Source organism: Bacillus sp. 17RED48 (genome assembly GCF_019837545.1).
In the GTDB taxonomy this organism is placed as follows: Bacteria; Bacillota; Bacilli; order Bacillales; family Bacillaceae_G; genus Bacillus_A; species Bacillus_A wiedmannii.
The window spans coordinates 178205-202835 of the sequence record NZ_JADAXG010000003.1; the positions used below are offsets into that span (position 1 = coordinate 178205).

At 32.8% G+C, this 24631-nt stretch carries 22 protein-coding genes and 1 pseudogene; 15 read left to right on the plus strand and 8 right to left on the minus strand.

Going from position 1 to position 24631, the window contains the following annotated elements; translation table 11 throughout:
- Positions 1 to 59: 59 nt before the first annotated feature.
- The gene (locus tag ILT06_RS13805; protein ID WP_116480664.1) at positions 60 to 401 is read right to left on the minus strand and encodes a hypothetical protein; all 342 of its coding nucleotides are present in this window, start codon (positions 399 to 401) and stop codon (positions 60 to 62) included.
- Between the two features lie 363 nt (positions 402 to 764).
- Between ILT06_RS13805 and ILT06_RS13810 the strand changes: the two genes are divergently transcribed.
- Together ILT06_RS13810 and ILT06_RS13815 are read left to right on the plus strand one after the other, a co-directional pair.
- Positions 765 to 1676 (plus strand): VanW family protein, encoded by a 912-nt coding sequence (locus ILT06_RS13810; RefSeq protein WP_222655196.1) that lies wholly within the window; start codon positions 765 to 767, stop codon positions 1674 to 1676.
- 174 nt (positions 1677 to 1850) lie between these two features.
- Entirely contained in the window at positions 1851 to 2759 is a 909-nt protein-coding gene (locus ILT06_RS13815; protein WP_088047050.1) for a VOC family protein, read from the plus strand.
- A gap of 21 nt (positions 2760 to 2780) precedes the next feature.
- Here ILT06_RS13815 and ILT06_RS13820 read toward each other — a convergent pair.
- Both ILT06_RS13820 and ILT06_RS13825 read right to left on the minus strand, forming a co-directional pair.
- Positions 2781 to 3698 (minus strand): annotated as a pseudogene (locus ILT06_RS13820) (GNAT family acetyltransferase).
- Complete coding sequence (locus ILT06_RS13825; RefSeq protein ID WP_222655197.1) at positions 3695 to 4213, minus strand: GNAT family N-acetyltransferase; 519 nt, start codon at positions 4211 to 4213, stop codon at positions 3695 to 3697. Before ILT06_RS13825 ends, ILT06_RS13820 begins: the two are co-directional and overlap by 4 nt.
- Before the next feature lie 304 nt (positions 4214 to 4517).
- On the opposite strand from ILT06_RS13825, the gene ILT06_RS13830 reads away from it, so the two are divergent.
- Entirely contained in the window at positions 4518 to 5195 is a 678-nt protein-coding gene (locus ILT06_RS13830; RefSeq protein ID WP_064476928.1) for an MgtC/SapB family protein, read from the plus strand.
- Positions 5196 to 5398: 203 nt separating this feature from the next.
- Positions 5399 to 8314 carry a collagenase ColA gene (gene colA, locus ILT06_RS13835; protein WP_149173494.1) on the plus strand — a complete coding sequence of 972 codons (2916 nt, stop codon included), beginning with the start codon at positions 5399 to 5401 and terminating at the stop codon, positions 8312 to 8314.
- Between the two features lie 451 nt (positions 8315 to 8765).
- Here the strand turns inward: colA and ILT06_RS13840 are convergent, their stop codons facing one another.
- Positions 8766 to 10019: a sensor histidine kinase gene (locus ILT06_RS13840; RefSeq protein WP_103655085.1), complete on the minus strand. Its 1254-nt coding sequence runs from the start codon at positions 10017 to 10019 to the stop codon at positions 8766 to 8768.
- A 634-nt stretch (positions 10020 to 10653) separates the two neighbouring features.
- On the opposite strand from ILT06_RS13840, the gene ILT06_RS13845 reads away from it, so the two are divergent.
- The gene (locus ILT06_RS13845; protein ID WP_222655198.1) at positions 10654 to 11094 is read left to right on the plus strand and encodes a hypothetical protein; all 441 of its coding nucleotides are present in this window, start codon (positions 10654 to 10656) and stop codon (positions 11092 to 11094) included.
- A 365-nt stretch (positions 11095 to 11459) separates the two neighbouring features.
- On the opposite strand, the gene ILT06_RS13850 is transcribed toward ILT06_RS13845, so the two are convergent.
- Positions 11460 to 11825, minus strand: a complete 366-nt coding sequence (locus tag ILT06_RS13850) for a hypothetical protein (RefSeq protein ID WP_222655199.1) — start codon at positions 11823 to 11825, stop codon at positions 11460 to 11462.
- A 713-nt stretch (positions 11826 to 12538) separates the two neighbouring features.
- Between ILT06_RS13850 and ILT06_RS13855 the strand changes: the two genes are divergently transcribed.
- The 4 genes from ILT06_RS13855 to hlyIIR all read left to right on the plus strand — a co-directional run bounded on the left by ILT06_RS13855 (position 12539) and on the right by hlyIIR (position 17133).
- The gene (locus ILT06_RS13855; RefSeq protein WP_064476923.1) at positions 12539 to 12832 is read left to right on the plus strand and encodes an ArsR/SmtB family transcription factor; all 294 of its coding nucleotides are present in this window, start codon (positions 12539 to 12541) and stop codon (positions 12830 to 12832) included.
- A gap of 453 nt (positions 12833 to 13285) precedes the next feature.
- Positions 13286 to 14521, plus strand: coding sequence for an N-acetylmuramoyl-L-alanine amidase (locus ILT06_RS13860; protein WP_222655200.1), 1236 nt, complete (start codon positions 13286 to 13288; stop codon positions 14519 to 14521).
- A gap of 302 nt (positions 14522 to 14823) precedes the next feature.
- Entirely contained in the window at positions 14824 to 16062 is a 1239-nt protein-coding gene (gene hlyII, locus ILT06_RS13865; protein ID WP_222655201.1) for a hemolysin II HlyII, read from the plus strand.
- A 465-nt stretch (positions 16063 to 16527) separates the two neighbouring features.
- Positions 16528 to 17133, plus strand: a complete 606-nt coding sequence (gene hlyIIR, locus ILT06_RS13870) for a hemolysin II regulator HlyIIR (RefSeq protein WP_222655202.1) — start codon at positions 16528 to 16530, stop codon at positions 17131 to 17133.
- Between the two features lie 468 nt (positions 17134 to 17601).
- Here the strand turns inward: hlyIIR and ILT06_RS13875 are convergent, their stop codons facing one another.
- A complete protein-coding gene (locus ILT06_RS13875) occupies positions 17602 to 18105 on the minus strand; it encodes a GNAT family N-acetyltransferase (RefSeq protein WP_064476919.1) in 504 nt (167 codons plus the stop codon).
- A gap of 255 nt (positions 18106 to 18360) precedes the next feature.
- On the opposite strand from ILT06_RS13875, the gene ILT06_RS13880 reads away from it, so the two are divergent.
- From ILT06_RS13880 to ILT06_RS13905, 6 genes are all read left to right on the plus strand, one after another.
- The gene (locus ILT06_RS13880; RefSeq protein ID WP_222655203.1) at positions 18361 to 18759 is read left to right on the plus strand and encodes a DUF2871 family protein; all 399 of its coding nucleotides are present in this window, start codon (positions 18361 to 18363) and stop codon (positions 18757 to 18759) included.
- Positions 18760 to 18930: 171 nt separating this feature from the next.
- Positions 18931 to 20322: an FAD-binding oxidoreductase gene (locus tag ILT06_RS13885; RefSeq protein ID WP_064476918.1), complete on the plus strand. Its 1392-nt coding sequence runs from the start codon at positions 18931 to 18933 to the stop codon at positions 20320 to 20322.
- A gap of 4 nt (positions 20323 to 20326) precedes the next feature.
- Positions 20327 to 21295 (plus strand): bile acid:sodium symporter family protein, encoded by a 969-nt coding sequence (locus ILT06_RS13890; protein WP_222655204.1) that lies wholly within the window; start codon positions 20327 to 20329, stop codon positions 21293 to 21295.
- Between the two features lie 12 nt (positions 21296 to 21307).
- Positions 21308 to 21655 carry a DUF4260 domain-containing protein gene (locus ILT06_RS13895; protein WP_222655205.1) on the plus strand — a complete coding sequence of 116 codons (348 nt, stop codon included), beginning with the start codon at positions 21308 to 21310 and terminating at the stop codon, positions 21653 to 21655.
- A gap of 23 nt (positions 21656 to 21678) precedes the next feature.
- Positions 21679 to 22206 (plus strand): GrpB family protein, encoded by a 528-nt coding sequence (locus tag ILT06_RS13900; protein WP_154131204.1) that lies wholly within the window; start codon positions 21679 to 21681, stop codon positions 22204 to 22206.
- 141 nt (positions 22207 to 22347) lie between these two features.
- Positions 22348 to 22953, plus strand: a complete 606-nt coding sequence (locus tag ILT06_RS13905; RefSeq protein ID WP_222655206.1) for an FMN-binding negative transcriptional regulator — start codon at positions 22348 to 22350, stop codon at positions 22951 to 22953.
- Positions 22954 to 23288: 335 nt separating this feature from the next.
- Here ILT06_RS13905 and ILT06_RS13910 read toward each other — a convergent pair whose 3' ends face one another.
- Together ILT06_RS13910 and ILT06_RS13915 are read right to left on the minus strand one after the other, a co-directional pair.
- The gene (locus ILT06_RS13910; protein ID WP_222655207.1) at positions 23289 to 23477 is read right to left on the minus strand and encodes a Phr family secreted Rap phosphatase inhibitor; all 189 of its coding nucleotides are present in this window, start codon (positions 23475 to 23477) and stop codon (positions 23289 to 23291) included.
- On the minus strand, positions 23474 to 24568 hold the full coding sequence (locus ILT06_RS13915; protein WP_222655208.1) for a response regulator aspartate phosphatase: 1095 nt from the start codon (positions 24566 to 24568) through the stop codon (positions 23474 to 23476). Before ILT06_RS13915 ends, ILT06_RS13910 begins: the two co-directional genes overlap by 4 nt.
- Between the last annotated feature and the right edge of the window lie 63 nt (positions 24569 to 24631).

A 24631-nucleotide genomic window follows, 5' to 3' on the forward strand; every position in this document is an offset into this window, starting at 1 on the left:
TTCGTCAATTTATATAAGGAAGGGTGAGCCCCTTCCTTATATATTTTTTACTTTTGAAATTAAAATCCGTCTTCTAATGCTGAAAATGGAATGTTTAGTCTGTTTTCAATTGTACGTAAACGTTGGTTTAAGCGGTTTAATCTACGTGTATGACGCTCAACCGTGTTTTCTAATTGACGTACTCTTTGCTCAAGCTCATTTACTCGTCTTTCTAGTTGACGGTTTCCAGTACCAGGAAAAGAGATTGGAAGTTGGAATTGTCGATTTTGATCATATGGATTAACTTGTTCTGCTGGATCTATATATTGTTGGTATTGTGCTTGTAAATCATATTGAGGCTGATAACCATTTTGGTTATATGGATCGTATGGATTGTAGGGGTACATAAAAACATCCTCCATTTCTTTAAAATAGGTTAATTCACCATAATGTATGTGTAAAAGCGGAGTGTGGCACGGCAAATACCTATTTATGCTCACGGGATGTTTCTTTATAAATAAGAATATGGAGTTTTTACATTTGTATTTCTTTTGTTTTATGGTATATACTGGATAATAGGGTGAGGTTACATAAAAGTTACAATTCTATCAAACTCAAAATTTTATGTAAATATGTATAGACATTTACAAAAGAAAAGAGTAATTTATATAGAGTAAAAAATAACTTGTAACATTTTATAAATATATTGTAAAATGATTGTAACAAAACATACATAAAAATGAAATAATACATAAAAGTAATGTTTGGAAAAAGGGGAGAGTCTATTGTTCCGTAAAGTAAAGGGTATATTAGTTGGGGTGTTATGTGTAGCTGTAGTAAGTGGTTGTGGCACAAAAGTAAGTGATGTTGCATTAGTAAGTGACATTGGTGGCCACACGGTAGAGGCTAAAGCAGAAGTACAGGATTCTATTAGTTTAGTTGATGGTCGTACAGGTACGGAAGTGAAAAAGCTAGATTTATCGAGTCTAGGTTATTTTGAAGATGAAGCAAAATTTAAAAAATCGGTAGAGAAGGTTGCTAAGGAAGTTGGTAAAAACGTTGACAAAAAGATGGTTCCTTCACGTTTAGCATCTGACGGAAGTTGGCAAGAAGGAAAGCCTTCTTTTGAATTAATGGAAAAAGAGCTAGTAAATAAATTATTAAACGTTGGTATGTGGGATTCTTCATATCAATTACCTATTGTTGAGAAAAAGCCTGTCGCAACATTAAGTGATGCGCAAGGAAGTGGTACGGTAATTGGTAGATATGAAACGAATTTAGGTGGCTCAGCAGGTGGCTGTATTGAGAATATCCGTTTGTCAGCAGCGAGCATAAATGGAGTTGTATTAGCAAAAGGAGACAGTTTCTCTTTCAATGCATTAATTGGTGATACAACGCCAGATAAAGGATATCAACTAGGAAAAGAAATTGTAGATGGTAAATTAGTAGATGGATACGGCGGTGGTGTTTGTCAAACATCATCAACTTTATATAATGCAGCAGATCAAGCTGGTTTGAAAATGGTAGAGAGAACGACACATTCTAAAACGGTAGGTTATGTTCCACAAGGAAGAGATGCTACGATTGCATATCCATACTTAGACTTAGTGTTTGAAAACACGAATGATGCGCCTGTGAAACTTTATATGGGCATTCAGGGCGGAAAGTTAGTTGCTGAAGTACATAAAATGAAATAAGAGTTAAAAAGCCCCCTCTTCTGAAAGTTAGAAGAGGGGCTTTTTTTATTATGAAAATAAAAATGTGTATAAATTCTGACTTTTCTTATTTACATAGGATGATTTTAGTTGTATCCTTCATAGTAACGGTTATATGAAATAGGGAAATATCGGGATAAGGAGATGGAGTTATTCATGGTACAAATTCATCCGAATACACGTATTGGTCATGTTGAACTTAAAGTGCAAGATTTAGAGCGTCAAATTGCTTTTTATGAGAATGTAGTAGGATTAGAAGTAATTAAGCAAGAGGCGAATAAAGCATATTTATCAGGAAAAGGTGGAAAGAGCACGTTACTTGTTCTTGAAAAGTTAGAGGACGGGGTACTGCAAGAACCACGTACGACTGGTATATATCATGTAGCCTTTTTAGTTCCGACTCGTGAGGCGTTTGCTTCGGCATTATTTGGTGTGATTCGAAATAAGAATGTAATTGATAGCCCGGCTGAGCAAGAAGGGCGTTATACATATTCAAATGAAATTTTACCAATTTCAAGGTTTAATAGTGCAAGTGATCATACGTATAGCGAAGCTTTTTATTTACAAGACTTAGAGGGAAATGGTATTGAAATTTATGCAGACCGTCCGCGCGATCAATGGGGAGAAGGAGCAGGAGGCAGTACGCCGCTTGATTTAAAAGAACTGGCAACACTCGTTGATTATGAGGTTGATGGGTTGCCTGCTAATACTGTCGTTGGGCACGTACATTTACGAATAGCGGATGTAGAGAAGTCACACGAGTTTTATGTAGAGACAGTAGGATTTGAAGTGCAACAGCGTGAAGATGACTGCTTATTCATTTCTGCAGGAGGATATCATCACCATATCGGTGCAAATACGTGGAACGGAGTAAATAATCCACATCCACCAGCGTATGCAACTGGACTTAAGGTATATACAATTGTATTACCGCATAAAGAAGCGTTAGATGAAGTGAAAGAAAGATTAATAGAAAAACAACATAAAGTAAACGAAAGTACAAACGGATTTACAGTAGTAGATCCTAGTGGTATTATAGTCCAGTTTGACATAGAGACAGCATAAAAGAAGTCGGAAGGTGTATAATCACTTTCCGACTTCTTTTTGATACGTAATCCAAGTAGCATAAGGATTGAAAGGAAAGGATTTTAATATCTCCATTGCATATATACTCGTTGAATCAAATTCACCTTGAATGAAAGAATAACCGTGTTTACTTGCATACATAGCTTGTTTGAAAACGAGTAGCTTCAGTAAGAATAAATTTTCTGTAGTGTGAGTCCCACACTATCCTAGTTTTACCGTATTATCTTTTTCTGATGTATGGAGGAAAGAGTACGCAATAATTTTATTCTCTTCATCTATCATTACAAAGCTCCCATCTAGTAACACATCATCAGTTAAGATCTGTTCTTTCCAAGTTTCGAGCGGGTATGAGGCAACGGGATTTGCTAAGTGAGTATCCTCATAATTCGTTTTTACTAAGTGAGCTAGCTTTTCAAAGAAGCTATTATTAGACAAGATGTTTGATAAGGTTTGTACATCATAATTTGAATGAAGCATTGTATCGATAGCTATGATTTTTCGTACGTCTAATATCGGCATATATGTTCTTCGGATTTCCGTAAAATTATGTTCTTCATAATAGTCTTTTAAATGAGCCGATGTTTCCCATATAGAGGTTTGTAATGGTAATTTGAAGTTTTCTCGTTTTAGAATCTCGGTTAATAAGATTTGTTTTATGTGTAGCACTGAATAGAAAGGGTTCGTATATATTCGAAAGTATGTGCAGTATGGATGGAAGTTATTGTTCCAGGTGAGAAAGATGCCTACTACATCTTTTTTATAGTAGGCAACATACGCACATCTTGTTTTATTATCTCGTAATAAGTTAAATAGATAAGAGTCTTCATTGTATAAATCAATAAATTGTTTTACTTTTAGCTCATTACTTCTACTATATTTCTCTATAACAAGGTTATTTTCATCGGATGACTTTTTCATAGCTTAATCCAAAATCTTCTTACTACATTTCCATCTTCCTCAATGAAATCATCATCACGAAGCCCGCCGTTATGTAAAATTGTTTTTTCTGATCCTGTATTCACTTCGTCACAAACGACAAGTACTTTCTCGATGTTTAATTCATTCGTTTTTTCTAGCGATAATTCTAATAACTTCGTAGCATAACCTTTTCTTCTTTCAGAAGGGCGAATGCCATAACCGATATGACCTCCAGCGTTAAATAAATGTTCGGTTAAACTATGACGTATATTAACAGCTCCTACAATTTTATTTTCATCTGTAACGAGCCAATACGTAGAGTCTGGTACCCAAGATTCAGGGAGGTTTATTCCGTTATGTGCATCGTGAAGTTCTTGAATCATTGCCGTGAAATTAGAGGGATCTTTTGAGATAACCCACGGAATCATCGTTTCACCGCTATCTTTCCATTCGTTATAAAAATCTAAGTATTCTTCTTGTAAATCGATAGTAGGTGTAAGTAAAGAGACGTTCATTGTTAGTAAGCTCCTTTATTTATGTAGTATGTATAAAAAAAACACGGCGCAAAATGTAAGCGTTTTCTAAACTTTCTCAACCTCATTTTATGCAATCCATATCCCGTTTTTAAATGGAAAGTAAAGTTTATGGTTTTTCGTATAAAAAGTGGGCTGAATTCTATTTATGTTAATATTGAAAATATTAACATAAATCACCTAGGATATTAAGTATATTTTAATGAAATGTTTTTATATCGATAAATGGATGTGTGTGATAATTTTTGTTTTATCTATCTATAATGAATGAAAGGGGGAAGGGCTCGTGAGTGTAAATTTTGATTTAATTATACGAATCGGTGTTGCGGGTTTGTTAGGAGCAATAATCGGTATTGAAAGGGAAATTCGATCAAAAGAAGCGGGATTAAAAACACATTTCCTAGTAGCGGTAGGAAGTGCATTAATAATGGTCGTTTCGAAATATGCTTTTTCAGATATTATGAATGAAGAACATATGGCTCTTGATCCGAGCCGTATTGCAGCGCAAGTTGTTAGTGGAGTAGGTTTTTTAGGTGCAGGTACAATTATTATTCAAAAACAGGCAGTGAAAGGATTAACGACAGCGGCTGGTTTATGGGCTACAGCAGGAATTGGATTAGCAATAGGGGCTGGCATGTATGTAGTAGGCATTGGAGCGACGATTCTCGTTTTAATTGGTTTAGAGATTGTGAGTCGTATTTTTAAGGTGCAATTTTTATTTCCGCAAAATATAACAGTGCAAATGTGTATAAATAAACATGAGGCGGTACAGCAAATAGTAGAAATGCTTCAAGTGAAAGGCATTCCAATACTGTCATATGAAGTGGAAGCTTTACAGCGAGGTACGGAAATAGTTTATAAGGTAGGGATGCAGCTGAAAAATATATCGTCAGAAGAAAAGAATGAATTTATTCAGCATATGCAAACATTACCGGAAGTTACGTTTATAAAGTTAAAATCATAGCGTTGAAAACGAGGATAGATATAGCAGGAATTTCGCTATTATCTATCTTTTTTTGATATAAAATTCACATAAAGTCAAGTGTTAATTTTGCGCGGTATGGATACATGTGTGAACGTTCCCTTATTTTTTCTCAATACAGAATAAAAAGTAAGAATAGTAAAATAATGGTGCAGGACACTAAAAAATGTAAGGTAGGGGAGAGCATGAAAGGCTATTCAAAAAAAGTGTTAGTAGGGGTAAGTTTTGCTAGTTTAATGTTAGGAAGTTTTCAAGGGAGCACATTGGCAGAAAGTACAAAGGGAGAGCAAGTTTCTTATCGGAATGTGCTCAAAATGGAGCCAGTTGGTGTACAACTACCAGTGCAAGAATTAGCTCATTCATCAAAAGTGCTTGAAAGCAAGTCTTTTGAGAAAAGGCTACAATTTGCTGATTTGTCGCAAAGACCGCCTGAAGTGAAAAAGGAAAGTAAGCAATTAGCTGCAGCGAAAACTTATACAATTGCTGAATTAAATCAATTAAGCAATCAGCAGTTAGTAGATTTACTTGTAACAATCAATTGGGAGCAAATTACGGGTCTATTTCAGTTTAATAAGGATAGTCTTGCATTCTATCAAAATGATAGTAGGATGCAGGAAATTATTGATAAATTGAAGCAGCAAGGACAAGCTTATACGAAAGATGATTCCAAAGGGATTGAGACTTTAGTAGAGGTATTACGTTCAGGGTTTTATTTAGGATTTTATCATACAGAATTAAGTAAACTAAATGAGCGGAGCTATCATGATACATGCTTACCTGCATTAAAAACGATTGCGAATAACCCGAATTTTAAACTTGGTACGTTAGAACAAAATAGAGTTGTATCATCATACGGAAAATTAATAGGAAATGCTTCGAGTGATGTGGAAACGATAACATCAGCTGCAAAGATTTTCAAACAATATAACGATAATTTTTCTACATTGGTAGACAATCTATCAGTTGGAAATGCGATTTACGATATTATGCAAGGTGTTGATTACGACATTCAATCGTATTTGTACGATACGAGAAAAGCACCGAAAGATACAGTATGGTACCAAAAAATTGATAGCTATATTAATGAATTAAGTCGTTTTTCTTTAATTGGAACGGTGACAGAGAAGAGTGGTTGGTTAATTAATAATGGTATTTATTATACAGGTAGAGTTGGTACGTTCCATAGTACAGGAACGAAAGGATTGCAAGTTGTAACAGACGCGATGAAAATGTATCCGTATTTAGGAGAGCAATATTTCGTAGCGGCTGAGCAAATCGCGACGAATTATGGCGGGAAAGATGCAAATGGAAATGTTGTTAATTTAGATCAAATACGAGAAGATGGGAAGAAAAAGTATTTGCCGAAAACGTATACGTTTGATGATGGTGCAATTGTTTTAAAAGCTGGAGATAAAGTGACAGAAGAAAAGGTAAAACGTCTATATTGGGCGGCAAAAGAAGTGAAGGCACAATTCCATCGTACGGTTGAAAGTGATCAACCTTTAGAAAAAGGAAATCCTGATGATGTATTAACGATGGTTATTTATAATAGTCCAGCTGAGTATCAATTTAACCGTCAATTGTACGGGTATGAAACGAATAACGGAGGTCTTTATATAGAAGGAACAGGTACGTTCTTTACTTATGAACGTACGCCAGAAGAAAGTATTTATAGTTTAGAAGAATTGTTCCGACACGAGTTCACGCATTACTTGCAAGGTAGATATGAAGTACCAGGGCTTTGGGGACAAGGTAAGATGTATGAGAACGAGAGATTATCCTGGTTTGAAGAAGGGAATGCGGAGTTTTTTGCAGGGGCAACGAGAACAGATAATGTTGTACCGAGAAAGAGTATTATAGGAGGGATATCTTCAAATCCAGCAGAACGTTATACGGCAGAACGAACGTTAAATGCAAAGTATGGAACGTGGGATTTCTACAATTATTCCTTCGCTTTACAATCGTACATGTACAATAAGAGGTACGATATGTTTGACAAAGTTCATGATCTTATTAGAAAAAATGATGTAACAGCATATGATGCATACCGTTCTGCATTAAGTAAAGATGCGAATTTAAATAAAGAGTATCAAGACTATATGCAAATGTTAGTCGATAACCGTGAGAAATATAATGTTCCATTAGTATCAGATGATTATTTAGCAACTCATGCACCAAAACCAGTTTCAGATATTGCGGCAGAAATTACAGCAGAAGCAAAATTAAGCAATGTATCAGTTAAGAAAAATAAATCACAGTTCTTTAATACATTTACACTACAAGGAACGTATACAGGTACTACTGCGAAAGGGGAATATGAAGACTGGAAAACAATTACACAAAACGTGAATGATACGTTAAAACGTTTAAGTGCAAAAGAATGGACAGGCTATAAAACAGTAACAGCGTACTTTGTGAATTATCGTGTGAATGCATCAGGACAATTTGAATATGACGTTGTATTCCATGGTATCAATACAGAAGAAGGTGCTGTGAATAAAGCACCAATTGCAGTTATAAATGGTCCATATAGTGGAAATATAAATGAAGCAATTTCGTTTAAAAGCGATGGATCAAAAGATGAAGATGGGAAAATTGTTGCTTATAAATGGGAGTTTGGTGATGGTACTGTAAGTAATGAACAAAATCCGACTCATGTGTATACAAAAGAAGGAACATATACGGCAAAATTAACAGTAACAGATGACAAAGGATTAACGAATACTGTTACAACGAATGTAACGGTTCAAAAGAAAGAAGATAACAGTGTAGAAAAAGAGCCAAATAATTCATTCCAAACAGCAAATAAACTGCAGTTAAATCAAGTTTTACGTGCTAGTTTAGGAAACGGTGATACGAGTGATTACTTTGAAATAAATGTGGAAACTGCGAAAAACCTACAAATTAATGTAACGAAGGAAAATAATATCGGAGTAAACTGGGTTCTTTATTCAGAAGCGGATTTAAATAATTATGTTACGTATGCCCAGCAAGAAGGAAATAAATTAGTAGGAAGTTACTACACGTATCCAGGAAAATATTATTTACATGTGTATCAGTATGGCGGAGGAACAGGGAATTATACGGTAGAAGTGAAATAGCAAAAGAGAAATTGTCTTTCAATGAATGGAAATCAATTTAAGTCTATATCAAGTAATACAGGTTACAATATCAGTTATGAAGATATTGTACCTTTACGAATGTTAAAAATTTAATATTTAAAATAAAAAATAACTATAGGTAATGTATCTAATGATATTAAGAAATCAAGTATTAAGAGACCTTATCTTGAAGTTAAGTAGACCTAATCAGTAAATGAGATACAATCGATGAATTATGATTTCATAGAGATGTGAGCAAAGTAATAAAATTTAAGTATGTTTGATTTAATTAAAGGACTAGAGTTTATCCATAAAAACAGATATACTCTGGTCCTTATTACGTTTAATTTATTCACGAAATCAAGATGATTAATGAGTTAAGAAGCGGCATTTTTGAAATTTATTTAATAAGTTAAATGAAAAATTTCATTATTTAACTTATTACGTCATATTAGCAGGGGATACTAATGGAAAATCGTGTACCTTGACCTAATTTACTCTCTATTTCTATATCACCGTTTAATTCTTTAATAATACTATAGGCAATCATAGTACCAAGCCCAGTTCCTTTTTCTGTTGTTGAATAGAATGGTAAAGCAATCCGCTTTATTTGTTGAGAGGACATTCCAACCCCTGAATCAATAATATCGATTATAATATTACCTTTAATTTTCTGTATATTTATTTGTAATACTCCACCATTTATCATGGCCTCAATTCCGTTTTGTATGATGTTGTTTAGACAGATCCTGAATTTTTCGGGGTCTCCATTTATATAAAAGGAATTTGTACTATTTTGTATTATTTCAACTTTGTATGATAGAGCGAGTGGTGAAAAAGTGTCTTTCACTTGATTTAAAATATGATTAATATCTATTTTCTCTTTTAGGGTGTTCTGTGGTTTTGTTAAAGATAAATAGTTATTAATAGTAGATTGTATATGTTGCATTTCAATTAACATGATTTCCAAGTACTGATCCTGAGGTAGCTTAGAGGCATGTTTTTCATTTAACAATTGAGTGAATCCATGTACTGTGGTTAGTGGATTGTGGATTTCGTGTGCAATGGACGCGGCTAGTTCGCTAGCTATATAAAATTTTTCAGCCCGTTGCAGCTTTTCTTTCATTTTATATTTCTCGATCATTCCCTCTATTAAATACACTGATAATAATACTGTAAATATATTAATGATTATATAATTTAATAAAAATTCTATGAGAGTAGAGTCAATTTTACCACCTGTATTTATTTGAGTTACAATACCGCAGATAGAAAGTGAAGTTGTACATAATAAAATAAGAAGCAAGCTTAATAATATCTTTTTTTCTTTAACATACATTGGTAATAAGTAACGAAAGAGCATTGTTATAACAGAAATAATAGTAAAGATAATAAATGATGGAAGAACTCCATTTCCGCCTAAGAAAAATCGATAAGAAAGATATAAAATTCCTATAAAAACAATGTTTTTTGTATTTCCATATAGAAAAACTAATATGATAGGAATAAAACGTAAATCATAAATAAATCCAGCATGTAGATGAAAAGGAAAAGTCATGCAAAAAATAATAGCAATGGAGGAAAGGATAGAAATCAATATATTATTACATGTTATTTTTTCTTTAAATTCTAGCCAAAATACGTGGTAGCTAAGGATACAAATTATTATTATAAAGGTATTTAATAAAAGAGTAGATATTCCCATAGTTTTGCATCTCCGATAGTTTGTATATTGGATTATGTATGAGTTAAACTTAGATGTTTAGTATCAGTAGACTTTCTATCTAAAAAAGGAAGGGCACTTGAAAAAGTACTATTATATTAATCGTATTAGAATTGATAAGGAAGTTAGGAAAAATAATAGATAAAAAATCTACTTAGATATTTATACATATGAAACTAGAAATTAACTTTTGTATAGGTAAAACTGGGATTGAGTTACTAATAAAATAATGGGTTTTTAAGTATGGATATTCTGTGAAAAAATATATCTTGTGAATCATATTTTGTAGCCTACGTTATATTAACATGGAATATATCAAATTATAAAGTGGAAATTTCAAAATTTTTCATTAGTATATTTTATCTAAAATGGAAATGCTATTTATTTGAGTGCTTTGGTACTTAATTGTATGTATTCTTGTTAAAAAGGACTTTGAAATTTGCATGTTCTTTTTTAATATCATAATACTGTAGCTTTATCAATGTGAGTTTTTCAATAACTATTAAGGTGTAAAGTTAAAATATATAGGTTTAAAGATATGAATTATTACATAAAAACGCACTTGAAAAAGAAGGTATGATGGTAATAGATTACAAACATCAAGGGGGAACTTAAAATGAAGTTAAATAAACTAGTGCTTAGTTGTGGAGTAATTTCAGCATTAACACTTGGTGTGTTAGGAAATAATACTTATGCTGAAGAAATACACAAAACGAATGATAAAATTCATATAGTCGAACATGTTCCTGTAGACTTATTATTAAATCAAACAATGGATTATAGTGGAGAGGCTGTAACTTCTTTTGTATATAATGGGAGTGGAAATTTAAGCTTCTTTATGAAAAATAATGGCCAAAATACAATGGGATATAGTGTGAAAGGTCCAAATATGGAGCTAATTGTTGGTGGTTATATAAAACCTGGAGAACAAAAAATTAATGTTACAAATGTACGGAATGCTTTATCTCCATTACCAATTGGAACGTATAAAATTTACGTTTCAAATGATGATGGTTCTAAGGGACAATTCCAAGTTGTAGTAAAATCTATAAATTAAATTTAAAAAACCTTGTTTATAAGTTAATTTAGTTTTTACTTACTAGAAAGTAACTATATTAAATCGAGAATTACACATGAAAATAAAAACGAGCACCTTATGTAATTACGAGAAGGTGCTCGCTTTTTACTATTAAACAGAAGGGAATTGTTTTCAACAATTTATAAATACATTTTGATATTTTTATAGCTAATTTACTAGTTTGTGTAAAAAAGAGGATGTCGGTTGTAAGTAATCTTAAAATAAAAATAACTCAGTATTCAGCTGAATTACATAGGAAGCTAGAAAAATCCCCTTATATAAATGGTTTTTTCTAGTTTTAGGCTATACATTTAAAATTAGGCTAAGTTAAAGTAATAAGCATTTTATTTGTTTTGATTATTTGGTTCTGGATAATGATTGTAGTACGAAATTCTAATAAATTCTTGGTATACATTTGTTAATTTAGCAGCTCTAAGGGCATCATTGAATTTTTGCATACGGACACTACCTTGAGCATAGCCTCCACCAGGAACATAAGGATTTCTAGCTTCAAAGTCATCCATAAAGGCTTTTAATTTTTTATAGTCCTGAGATTGATAAAAAGCAGCTGCTTCTTCGGGAGTGACATCAAAGTAAGAAGATGATGTTGAGTTATAAGAAGCTGCTTGAGCAGTAGGTGTTTCTAGCATAGTTACAGCCCCACCCAACATAGTAAGCGCCATAGAAGATACAATAAATTTTTTAAACATAATAAAACCTCCACGTAGAGTATTTGGATTAATAGCATTCCTGTAATCATTATAGTTACAACTAAAATGGTTATCAAATGCAATGTTGCATAATTTATTATTTGAACGAGAAGTCTCCCTTATCTCTACATGAAGGAGCGTAATAGGGGATTAATAGATTAAAAGAGGTTTACATATCATTGGGGTTAACAAGACAATGAAATAAAAAGGATATTTTAATTGAGGAAAGTTAAAAAGCCCTGTAATTAAAGAAAAGGGTCTTTTAAAAAGGAATGACAGCTGCCATCTGGAGGTACCATTATAGGGGATTTAGCTACGTTTATTGGTGTTGAGAAATACATAATATATGCTGTATAAGATGAAATGAAGAAACATTTCATCTGAATTTTACAATGTGAGAAAGAAAAATCAGAATTTAAATTTGTACTTAAACTAGGGAGAAAAGTATTACTTTTTATGTAAAAAAGAATGTTACGTCTCATTTAAAATCATATAATAGACTATAAAATAATCCTTTTAAAACAAAATATAGTTTGGCTAAAAATTAGAGGGCATCAATTCATTGGAACAGTAAAAGCTGTTTATTGGATTGGTGTCTTTTTTTGTTTAAGAACGAGAATACATTTTCTCGACAGGACAAATGGTAAATATCTATAAGTACTACTTATAAGGATAATTGGAAAATAGAAATTAATAATAAAGGGGAATGCGAAATGAAAACATTAATATCTAATAGAGATCTAGCTAAAATCCGAGAGGAAGATGTATATGTATTAAAGGTAATGGCACATCCCGTTCGATTAAAAATTGTAAATGAATTAATGCACCATAAACTGTGTAATGTGACACAGTTGACAGAAATATTAGGAATCCCACAATCCACTGTTTCACAGCATCTATCAAAATTAAGGGGAACTGTGCTCCGTGTACAAAGACGAGGATTAGAGATGCATTATTATATTGATAATGTTAAGGCTCGCCAGATTGTAGGAATTCTAGGTTTGTAGCTTCATAATTCTTAAAAAGAGCACTTTTCAAAAGTGCCCTTTTTAAGAGGGACATTAGGAATTGAAAGAGGCATCAATGATAATTTAGAAGGAGTGTGCTTAAATCAATCTGTTCTTAAAATAAAAGATAATTATTTACATTATTTAATAATTACTTGATATATTATTAATCTGGTTACCTTACAAAAATGTAAGGTTGTTTTAATTGACACTCGTATATATAAGTAACTATACTAGTTACACAATGTTGGTGAATAAATGTAATAGTCTCAATCTATAAGTGTATGTCGAAGGATTCTTTTCGGAATGATAATTCTATACTAGATTCTTTATCTTATAATATAGTGATGATGCCAACTTAATCTATACTTTATTCGAATTCATATTATTTAAAGATTAACTATAATACACATAATTTACCAACTTGTAATAATTTTTTAGAGGTGCTAAATTTTGAAGAACAAATTAATTGCTACAGGAATTCTTGCTGGAAGTTTACTATCTTATTCTACTAGTATTTTTGCAGATACTCACAAATTCCCAGATGTTCCTGCATGGGCTGACAAATCCGTTAATTATTTAGTTGATAAACAAGTATTGAGTGGTTATCCAGATGGAACTTTTGGTTCAAGTGATACACTAGATAGAGCTTCTGCAGCAACCATTATGACAAGGGCTCTTGGTATAAACATTGATTTAAATGCAAAACCATCTTTTAAAGATTCACAAAACCACTGGGGAACCCCTTATATCGCCGCAGCTGAAAAGGCAGGAATAATTAAAGGTGAAGGAAATGGAATATTTAATCCTTCTGGAAAAGTTACTCGTGCTGCTATGGCTACTATGCTAGTGAATGCATATAAACTACAAAATAAAAACACTAGCAATGGACAAAGTAAATTTGAAGATTTAAAGGGACATTGGGGTGAAAAGTTCGCAAATACTTTAATTGATTTAAAAATTTCAGTTGGTACAGATAATGGTTGGCAACCAAATAGGTTCATAACACGCGCTGAAGCTGCACAACTAACCGCAAAAACAGATATGCTTCAATATAGTCAAAGTAATCCTTTAGAAAATAAGACAATAATTATTGATCCCGGACATGGTGGCGCAGATCCTGGAAAAGACACAAAGGGATTACCTGAAAGTAAGATTGTACTTGACACTTCTTTACGTCTACAACAATTGCTTGAAAAACATACACCATTTACAGTTTTACTAACTCGTGAATCTGATACTAGACCTGGACATGATCAAAAAAGCTCTTTACAGGAACGTGTTAAATTTGCTAAACAAAATCAGGGGGATATCTTTATAAGTGTTCATGCAAATGCTTATAATGGTAATGCAAAAGGGACAGAAACATACTACTATAAATCTTCTAAATCTGAAAAAACAAATCCTCATGTGGAAGAAAGTCGTGTTTTAGCTGAAAAAATTCAAACTCGATTAGTAGATGCTCTTCAAACACGTGATAGAGGCGTTAAACATGGAGATCTTCATGTTATAAGAGAAAATGAAATGCCAGCTGTGTTAACGGAACTTGCTTTTATAGATAATGGTATCGATTATAGTAAGTTATCTACAGAAAACGGAAGGCAGGTCGCAGCAGAAGCCATTTATGAGGGTATTTTAGATTATTATGAATGGAAAGGGAATAATGTATCTGAATATAGGTTGCAATAAGTAAATGAAAATATAGTAATTCTCGAAATAAAGAATTCTATAATTTTTTTGCACTTTTTTAAACAACAATTTTAAATACATATTTAAAATTGTTGTTTAAATCGTTATTATGTGTTTTAATAATATTGATAATAGTTATCAGTAAAAAAAGAGATGGAAATTAGAAAAACAAGTGTTGATAGTTATTGTCATAAAGATTAATAAATTTCTACATTGTAAAGTTATGAACCTATCTCTAGTATTGAGAGCTAAAAATAATATGTTTATACCTTTTAAATGTTTAAGAAGGAGTGGATGTCTGTATGAAAAAAGCAAAGGGAATAGTTAAAAGTGTTGCGGTAGCGTCCGTTATTATGTCTGGATCACTTGGTGTACAAGCAACATCTGCATTTGCAGATTCTAAAGGAACTGTAGAAAATCTTCAAAATGGTGGAAAAGTCTATAATAGTTTTAAAACTACTTATGACATGAAGCAGAATATCAAAAATTCAATAAAGGTTTCTTTTATTGAGGATCCTTATGCAGATAAAAAAATCGCAATTGTTACAACAGATGGTAGTAATATAGATGCTAAATATACAATTAATGGCGGACACTATAACGCAGGTTTAAAATGGCCATCAGCATATCATACTGAAGCAGAAATAACAAGTGTTGATAGCGCTCAATTTCATAAAGCTGCCCCAGTTAATACAATGACTTCAGCAAAGGTTACTTCTGAAGTAGGGTATACACTTGGTGGAAGTGTTAAAGTTGGGGTAAATGATAAAGGGCCAAATGCCGATGCAAGTATTACAGGTAGCTTCGCTTGGAAAGAAAGTGTATCTTATGATCAAGTAGACTATAAAACGGTATTAGAGACTCACACAGATAAAAAATTAAATTGGAAAGTAGGATTCCAATCGTTTAATTTCCCAGAGTGGGGAATTTATAATCGTGATACATTTAATACTTTCTATGGTAATCAACTATTTATGAAATCACGTAGTTATAATGAAGGAACGAATAATTTTGTTTCAAAAGATACAGTACCAGCTTTAACAGGATACGGTTTTTCTCCTAATGTAGTAGCAGTTATTACTGCTGATAAAACAGAATCTACATCTGATTTAAAAATAACAAATCGTAGAATTTCAGATCAGTACAATATCGAATGGGTAAGTTCAAAATGGTGGGGAACAAATAATAAAGATACATATAATGAGTTCTTTACAAACAACTATAAATTAGACTGGAAAAACCATCAAGTTACTCTTGATAACCATAAAGCCCTTGAAGAACAAATGAGTAGTATCAACAATGTGAATAACCAACTTAACAAAGGAAAAGGGAAATTATCTTTTTCAATGAATGGAAATCAACTCAAAGCGACATCTAGCAATGCTGGTTATGGTATCAGTTACCAAGATAGAAATTGGGGTATCTTTGTAAATGGTGAAAAGGTCTACACGTTTAATGAAAAAACAACTGTAGGTAATATCTCAAATGACATTAACAAATTAAACATCAAAGGACCTTATATTGAGATTAAACAAATCTAATCAGTAAATGAGGTACAATTGATGGAGAATTATTTCATCAAGATATGAGTATAAAGGTTTTTAAAAGTTTGTATAATGTAATGAAAGGATCCAATTTTATCTGTAAAAATAGATAAACTCGGGTCCTTATTATTTTTTTGTTCATTTTTATACTCAATTAGAAAAGAGCATGAAGTATTTGAAAGCTATTCATGCTACACAGGGGGATATTGTTTTTAAGTATGGTGTTTATTTTTATTTCATTTTTAAAAGAATTCTTTGTATGGTGACATAGGGGAGGAGAGATTCAGGAGATGTTTCTTTTTGAGGTGTACGTTGTGTGGGGAATTGTTTAAAGTAATCAAGACTTCATCGGTTGTTAAGTTACTACTTTAAATATATAATTAAATTTCATTAAAAAGATACTCTATTCAAAGTCCTTATTGGATTTTTGAAGTGAAATATATATTATTTGAGGTGTGTGAAATGGGGAAATCTCGAGAGCAGACGATGGAAAATATTTTGAAGGCTGCTAAGAAAAAATTTGGAGAGCGTGGTTACGAAGGTACAAGCATACAAGAAATTGCAAAAGAAGCGAAAGTAAATGTTGCTATGGCTTCATACTATTTTAATGGGAAAGAAAACCTGTATTATGAAGTGTTTAAGAAATATGGCCTTGCTAATGAGTTACCTAATTTTCTTGAGAAGAATCAATTTAATCCTATCAATGCTCTTAAAGAATATTTAACAGTCTTTGCTACACATATAAAAGAAAATCCTGAAATTGGAGCATTGGCATATGAGGAGATTATTAAGGAAAGTGCAAGATTAGAAAAGATTAAACCATATTTCATAGGTAATTTTGAACAGTTAAAAGAAATATTACAGGAGGGCGAAAAACAAGGAGTTTTTCATTTATTCTCTATAAATCATACGATACATTGGATCACTTCAATTGTTTTATTTCCAAAGTTCAAAAAGTTCATTGATTCTTTAGGACCAAATGAAACGAATGATATGAATCATGAATGGATGCCAGAAGACTTAGTGAACAGGATTATTTCCGCTTTAACAGATAAGCCTAATATATAAATTACTCATTGTTTATGAATCTTAATTTTCCTATTAAAAAGCCTAATTCCTCAATGTATTGTAGAGAAATTAGGCTTTTTTCGACACTTCATTCTTAAGTTATTTTATTATTTATCGTTTATTACATTTGAAATGACTTTTAATGTGTATAAGCACGTGATAAGTAATTTAAATAAACAAAGGCCCTGTAAAAAGTCCAGGGCCGGATACAGGGTTAAGGGAACGCATAGTTTCTTAGTAACATATTAGCATAAACTTTTCATTTAACTACATAAGAGTTTTGACAACTTTAAGAACAAGATAGAGGATTTTTAAGAATAAATACAGTACTGAAAATTAGAGTTGTGATTTAAATTAGTGTGGTTATAACGTTAAAAAATAGATGAGTATTTTAATTATAATAACTTTTAGGAATGTATATGTAAGAAATGTTTTTTGATTAGATTGAAAGAGAAATCTGATAATTTATTATATGTTATACCCGAATAATTTTAAATCTTCTCCTGATTCTGAAATTATCTTTTCAAACTGCAATCCTACTTTTTCTAAAAGCTTTCCTGAATTGATGTTATCAATAGTAGTAATTGCTACAATTCGTTTCAGACCAAGCTTTTGTACACCGTAGTCTATTACAGCAGAAGCTGATTCAAAGCCATACCCCTTTGAACGGAATTTCTCTAAAAAGGCAAAGCCGATATCAACATCTTCTAATGAATCTCTTTTTATAAGCCCGCACATACCAAGTGGAGTGAGATCTTCTTTTCGTTCTACTAAGTAAAGACCAAAGCCCATTTTATTATACATATCAACGGGTCCGTTTAAGATGTATTTTTTTGCATCTTCTAAGTTTTTAATCCTTTTATCACCAATAAACTGAATCCATGCAGGATCGTTTACTAATTCAAGAATAAATGGAGCGTCTTTTATATCGAACCAGCGAATAACGAGTCGTTCAGTTTCAAGAACTATCAATCCATTGCACCACCTTTAATAGTTATAACAATTAGTATGGGTTGCGAAATACAAAAGTGCAACATATTTTCATCATGCTCTACTTGTTCACATAAAGTTCGTTTGTTTTGTATAAAGGGATATTTTATAATTAGAATTGATTGTAAAGAGTGAGATACTTATACAATGACTCCTAGGTAACTAGGAGTTTTTACTATATAACTATCATTATTACTAAATATGACACACTACACAGTCTACCCAAGGAGGTACATAATGAAAAAATTATATAATGCATCTTTTACGTATTTGATTATCGGCTTATTATCAGGGATTTTCGCTAGGGAGTATGGAAAGTATAAGGAGATTGTAGGATCTACTTTATTAAATCTTTTGCATACACATACACTTGTACTCGGCTTTTTCTTCTTTTTAATTGCTTTAGGATTAGCAAAAGTATTCGCGTTTCATGAAGCGAAAAGTTTTAATAAGTGGTTTGTTTTACATAATATTGCATTAACTTTAATGTTAGGTTCATTAGCAGCGAGAGGGCTTCTTCAGCTAAATGGGGCGGATTTTAAAGGGTTAACTTATATTGTAGGGTTTTCCCATTCGTTAATGGCAGTTACTTTAGTTTGGTTTATGTTGTTAATAAAGAAGGCATTTAAAATGTAGTTTTATAGAAAAGAACTTGCAATAGTTATTGCAAGTTCTTTTTGTTTATTCGACAGTAAGAAACGAATTTCATATGTATAAAACTTGAATTATTTAATTTTTCGGATTATTATGTATAAAATAGTTAACATATTTTGTAATTCAAATTTATAGGAAGTAGGCGAGTATACGATGGAAATAACGGTAGAGCGTTTAGTAAATGAATTAAAGGGTGTACTTCCCGAAGATCGAGTAGTTGTAAATACGACAGTAAGAGAGTTACATAGTAAAGATGAATCTTATCATACTAGTAGTTTACCTGATGTAGTTGTTTTTCCGAAAACGACTGAAGAGGTTAGTAGGATAATGAAAGTAGCGAGTGAGCATGGAAAACCTGTCGTTCCTTTTGGGGTAGGTTCTAGTTTAGAGGGACATGTTATTCCATATGAAAAAGGAATTACAATGGATTTTTCGCTCATGAATAAAATACTCGAAATAAGAGAGAAAGATTTCCTTGTAAGAGTGCAGCCAGGAGTGATTCGCTCTCAGCTTAATAAAGAATTGAAAAAGTATGGATTGTTTTTTAGTGTAGATCCAGGAGCAGACGCAACGTTAGGTGGGATGGCTGCTACAAATGCAAGCGGAACGACAGCAGTTAAGTATGGGGTAATGCGTGATCAAGTTCGTGATTTAGAAGTCGTTCTTGCTGATGGGGAAGTAATACATACTGGAAATTTAGCAGCGAAGTCATCATCAGGTTACCATTTAAATGGTGTTTTCGTAGGGTCAGAAGGTACGCTTGGATGCTTTACAGAGTTAACGTTAAAAGTATACGGCATACCAGAACATGTTATGGCTGCGAGAGCATCGTTTCCAACTATAAATGATGCAGTAGAAGCTGTTATTAATATATTACAAGCGGGTATTCCAATTGCGAGAATTGAACTTGTAGATGAATTATCTATGAAACAAGTAAATCATTATAATGAAACAAGTTACAGAGAAGAGCCTACGCTGTTTTTAGAGTTTCACGGTAATGAAGCAGGGCTAAAGCAAGATATAGAATTTACGAAGGAAATTGTTTTTGATCATAAATGTAAAGAAGTTGCTTTTGAAACGGAAACTGCGGCGAGAAATAAATTATGGGATGCACGGCATAATCTAGCATATTCTTACGTTCATAGCTATCCTGGTAAGAAGCTTATGAGTACAGACGTATGTGTACCAATTTCAGAATTAGCTGGTGCAATCCAACATGCGAAAGAGACATTAGATAAAGTAGGTCTTGTCGGTGGTATTCTTGGTCATGTAGGAGACGGGAATTTCCACGTGCTCTTAATGATTGATCCGAACGATAAAGAAGAAGTGGAAAAGGGCGACGAAATAAATGAAAGTATCGTTTTATATGCTCTTAAACGAGGTGGAACGTGTACGGGAGAACATGGCGTTGGGATTGGAAAACGGAAGTATCAAGAAGTGGAACATGGGGCGGCATTACTCGTAATGGAAAAAATAAAGAAAGCTCTTGACCCGCAAAATATTTTGAATCCGAATAAAGTTTTTCAGTTGAAGGATAGGGGATGATTGGGTGAAAGTACTAGAAGCGATAAGTACTATAGCTGGAAAGTATTTTGCATTTTGGGTTATTTGTATTGCAGCTATTGCATATTTCATTCCTGGACCATTTCTCGGGTTAACTAGTTACATAACAATTTTACTTGGCGTTGTTATGTTTGGGATGGGATTAACATTAAAGGCTGTTGACTTTAAAATCATTGCTACAAAACCATTGCCAGTTATTATCGGTGTATGTGCTCAGTTTATTATTATGCCACTTGTCGCATACGTACTAGCCTACGTTATGAATCTGCCAGCCGAATTAGCAGCTGGATTAGTGTTACTCGGTTCAGTACCGGGTGGCACTGCATCAAATGTTATGGTTTATTTAGCAAAAGGGAACTTAGCGTTGTCTATTGCAATGACGTCATTATCAACGTTACTAGCACCAATTGCTACACCTCTTATTTTATTATTACTTGCAGGACAATGGATGCCAGTGAATGCTATGTCTATGTTTCTTTCTATAGTACAAGTCATTATCCTACCTATTATTTTAGGATTAGTAGTGAAGAAGTTTTTCCCTACAACTGTTACGAAAGGAATGACTGTTATTCCTTTCATATCAGTTGTAGCAATTATCATTATAGTTTCTGCAGTTGTTTCAGCGAATGTAAGTAGCATTATTTCTTCAGGCCTTCTTATCTTTATTGCAGTGATGCTTCATAATGCATTTGTTTTTTTACTCGGATATGTAACAGCGTTCGTACTTAGACTAGACGAAGGGACAAGAAGAGCTATTTCAATAGAAGTGGGAATGCAAAATTCAGGCCTAGGTGTTGCGCTGGCAACAGCACATTTTGGACCAGCAGCTGCACTTCCGAGTGTATTAGCGGCAGTATGGCATAACATTGCAGGACCGATTTTAGCAACCATTTGGTCAAAAAATGCAAAGAGAAATTTTAGTGATGAAAATTTATCAATAAATATAGAAAAATAGGAATGATAAAAAATGCAAAAACGTATTGTACATTTTGAAGGACTAGCTGTTTTATTAGCCACAATTTATACGTATTCAATATATGAATTTAGTTGGATTATATTTTTTGTGTTCCTTTTGGCACCGGATTTATCAATGTTAGCGTACGGTATAAATAATCATGTAGGTGCTAAAATTTATAATATATGTCACACATATATTATATCCATATTAGTAGCTATCATAGGTGTCTATTTTAAGATAGATACCGCTATAATGATTGGCCTAATATGGACAGCGCATATTGGAATGGATCGAATGTTTGGATATGGATTGAAATATGAGACGGATTTTAAAGATACTCATATTCAAAGGTTATAAATTGTTTTTGGGAGAGGGATACGTTGAAACAGAGAATAACTATCGAAGAATATAACATCCTATGGGAAAGTGAATTTTATAAACTACAATCGCTCATTAATAATGTAATAAAAGAACTTGTTTTGTCCATTGAACATGTTGGGAGTACATCTGTTAAAGGACTTGCAGCAAAACCAATATTAGATATTGATATAGTAATAGAAGAGTACGAAATTTTTCCTGAAGTAGTAAAAGGGCTTGAAACGATAGGGTATTACCATCAAGCAGACTGGAGCTTCGAAGGAAGAGAGGTATTTGGCAGAAAGGACGCTTTCGTTCCATGGAACGGGGAAAGTACAGTTTGGATGGAACATCATTTGTATGTGTGTGACAAAAATAGCGAAGAGTTAAGAAGACATATAGCGTTTCGGGATTACCTTCGTGAGCATGCCGATGTTGCTGTTGAATATGGATGTTTAAAGAAAGAGTTAGCAAGAGAGTCGAAAAATAGAGCGAGCTATAGCGAAGGTAAGACGGCATTTATTACAAATATATTAGAAAAAATAAACTAAGGCGGCATGGAATACATGCTGCCTATTCTTTTTTTATTGAAAGCTGCCACTATAAAATAATGACAAACTGTCCCTGTTGATTGCTGCGATTACTAAATATAATAGGAGATAAAAAAGAAAAGATCGGAAAAGAGGGAGTTTATGTACGTACCAAAATATTTTGCAATACAAGATGAAGAGATGAATTACGAAATAATGGAACAAAATAGCTTTGCGACATTATTTTCTCAACATAACGGGGAACCATATGCAACGCACTTACCGTTGTTATTAAATAGGGAGACTCTAACTTTACATGGCCATTTCGCACGTCCGAATGAACAGTGGAAAGATAGTGGAAATCAACAAGTACTCGCTATATTCCAAGGGCCACACAGTTACATATCGCCGTCGTGGTATGAAACAAACAAAGCTGTACCAACGTGGAACTATGTTGCAGTACATGTATATGGAGAGTTAGAAGTTGTTGAGGATGAACAGGAATTATTAAATTCTCTTCAAGATTTAGTACATAAATATGAAGAGCCACAGAGTAGCTACTCGCTAAATGAGGTAGATTCGAATTATATGGCGGGATTAAGTAAAGGTATAGTGGGCTTTAAGATAAAGATAAATAAAATAGAAGGAAAAGCGAAGTTAAGTCAAAATCATTCTGTGGCAAGAAGAAAATTAGTTGTGGAGGAACTTGAGAAAGTTGGTAGTGAGGGGAGTAGGGGGATTGCGGGTTTAATGAAAGAAACAAAATGAGTTCTGTGAAATAAAGGTAATTTGCTAGTTTTGTAGAAAATATATTTTTACTTAAAAGAAAATGCCTCCGTAGCTCTAGAAGGGAAGAGCGCCGGAAAACATGTCGCACCGGGTCGCAAGGCGAAGGTTTCAGAAGCACCGAAAAGCAAATAAGCTGAGACAGGTGGAATTCCTGTCGGTGAAATTCCGTAGGGAAGCGTGTTCCCCTTAGCCTATGCTTACGAAAGGAGTACGGGTTCGAATCCCGTCGGAGGCATATGGAAAGCCCTGTATGAAGAAATATTCAAAAATAAGTGCATTTAAAAAAGACCTTCTTAATGGAAGGTCTTTCGTTTTTAAAGCGCTTTTTCAGCTGTTGTTGAGTTGTAGTCTTTACTTACGTCAACAGATTGAACAAAGTCAGGTCTTTGTGGTGCAGGGAAATCTGCATGACTTGCTTGGTATGTAAACGAGCTATTTACCCCAATAGACACAATTCCAATAACAGATAATCCTAGTAAGATAGAACCAATTTTTTTTATCATTTTAATGCCCCTTTCTCAAAAGTTTTTTCTTTTGCTTGTAACGCTTTATGAAAATACTCACTTGCCTTTATGTGATTATTTTCATCGTAAAGTTTAATCGCTAATTTTTCTGAATATTCTTGAGTGTAATTATATAAAGATTCTTTGTCGAAATACGCAATTCCTTCAAGGATAATATTTTCTAAGTCTTCAGTCGACTCATTATTGTTAAGAGACTCTAAAATTTTAAAGTGAAGCATATATTCTTCATTGTTTAGTTCTGTACAAATTTTTAATCCTTTTTTTATGAATTGATCAGCAATATTTATTTCATCAAGTTTAGAATGTTCCCTAGCTTGTAAGAAAATTGCTTTGAAATGGGTAGGCATTTTTGTCGTTACTTCAGATAGATGACGAATAGCTAATGTCGATAAGTTTTGATTAGCATATAGCCATCCTAAATTATTACGCACTCTTAAAAGTAAAGATTCTTCATTTTGTTTTTGTAAAATATTGATTGCGGAGTTGTAGTGTTCTTCAGCTTGCTCGTACTGTCTTAATTGTACACAGGCTGCTCCTATAACACTTTCACATGAAGCGACATTTTTTTCGTGATCTCTCTGCATGAAAAAGATTTCTCGTGCTTTATTAGCATATTGAATTGCTTCAATAGGTTTATAAAAATGTTGATTAAAGATAGCGAATCTGTAATTAAATTCTGCTTCCTCTAGTTTATCTGAAACATTTCCTAGTAGCTTTTCAGCATTTTCGTAATGTTCGCTAGCTAAGTTGTAGTTTGTTGTTAAAGTAGCATGAATAGCTTTAAATAAATGATAGTAGTAAGAAAGTGAATAGTTAGATGAGATTGAATAAGAATCTATCTTATCAAAACTATCTTTTGAAATACTTAGACTATCTACTAAAACTTTATATCGAAAGTCTAGTAAGGAATGATATAATGCTAAGTTTTCATCTTCTTCAAAGTTTAGTTCCTTTTCCTCAATTTCATGCTTTAAGTTTGTCGCCTGAGACACATCTTGTTTAAGCATAGCTAAATACCAATCATTAAATAATTTCGTAATTTGTTCATTACCTTGTAGTTGAACGTTCATGAAATCCCCTCACTTTTTGAATATTCTTATAAAATATAGTATCAAAAATAACAATATTTAGAA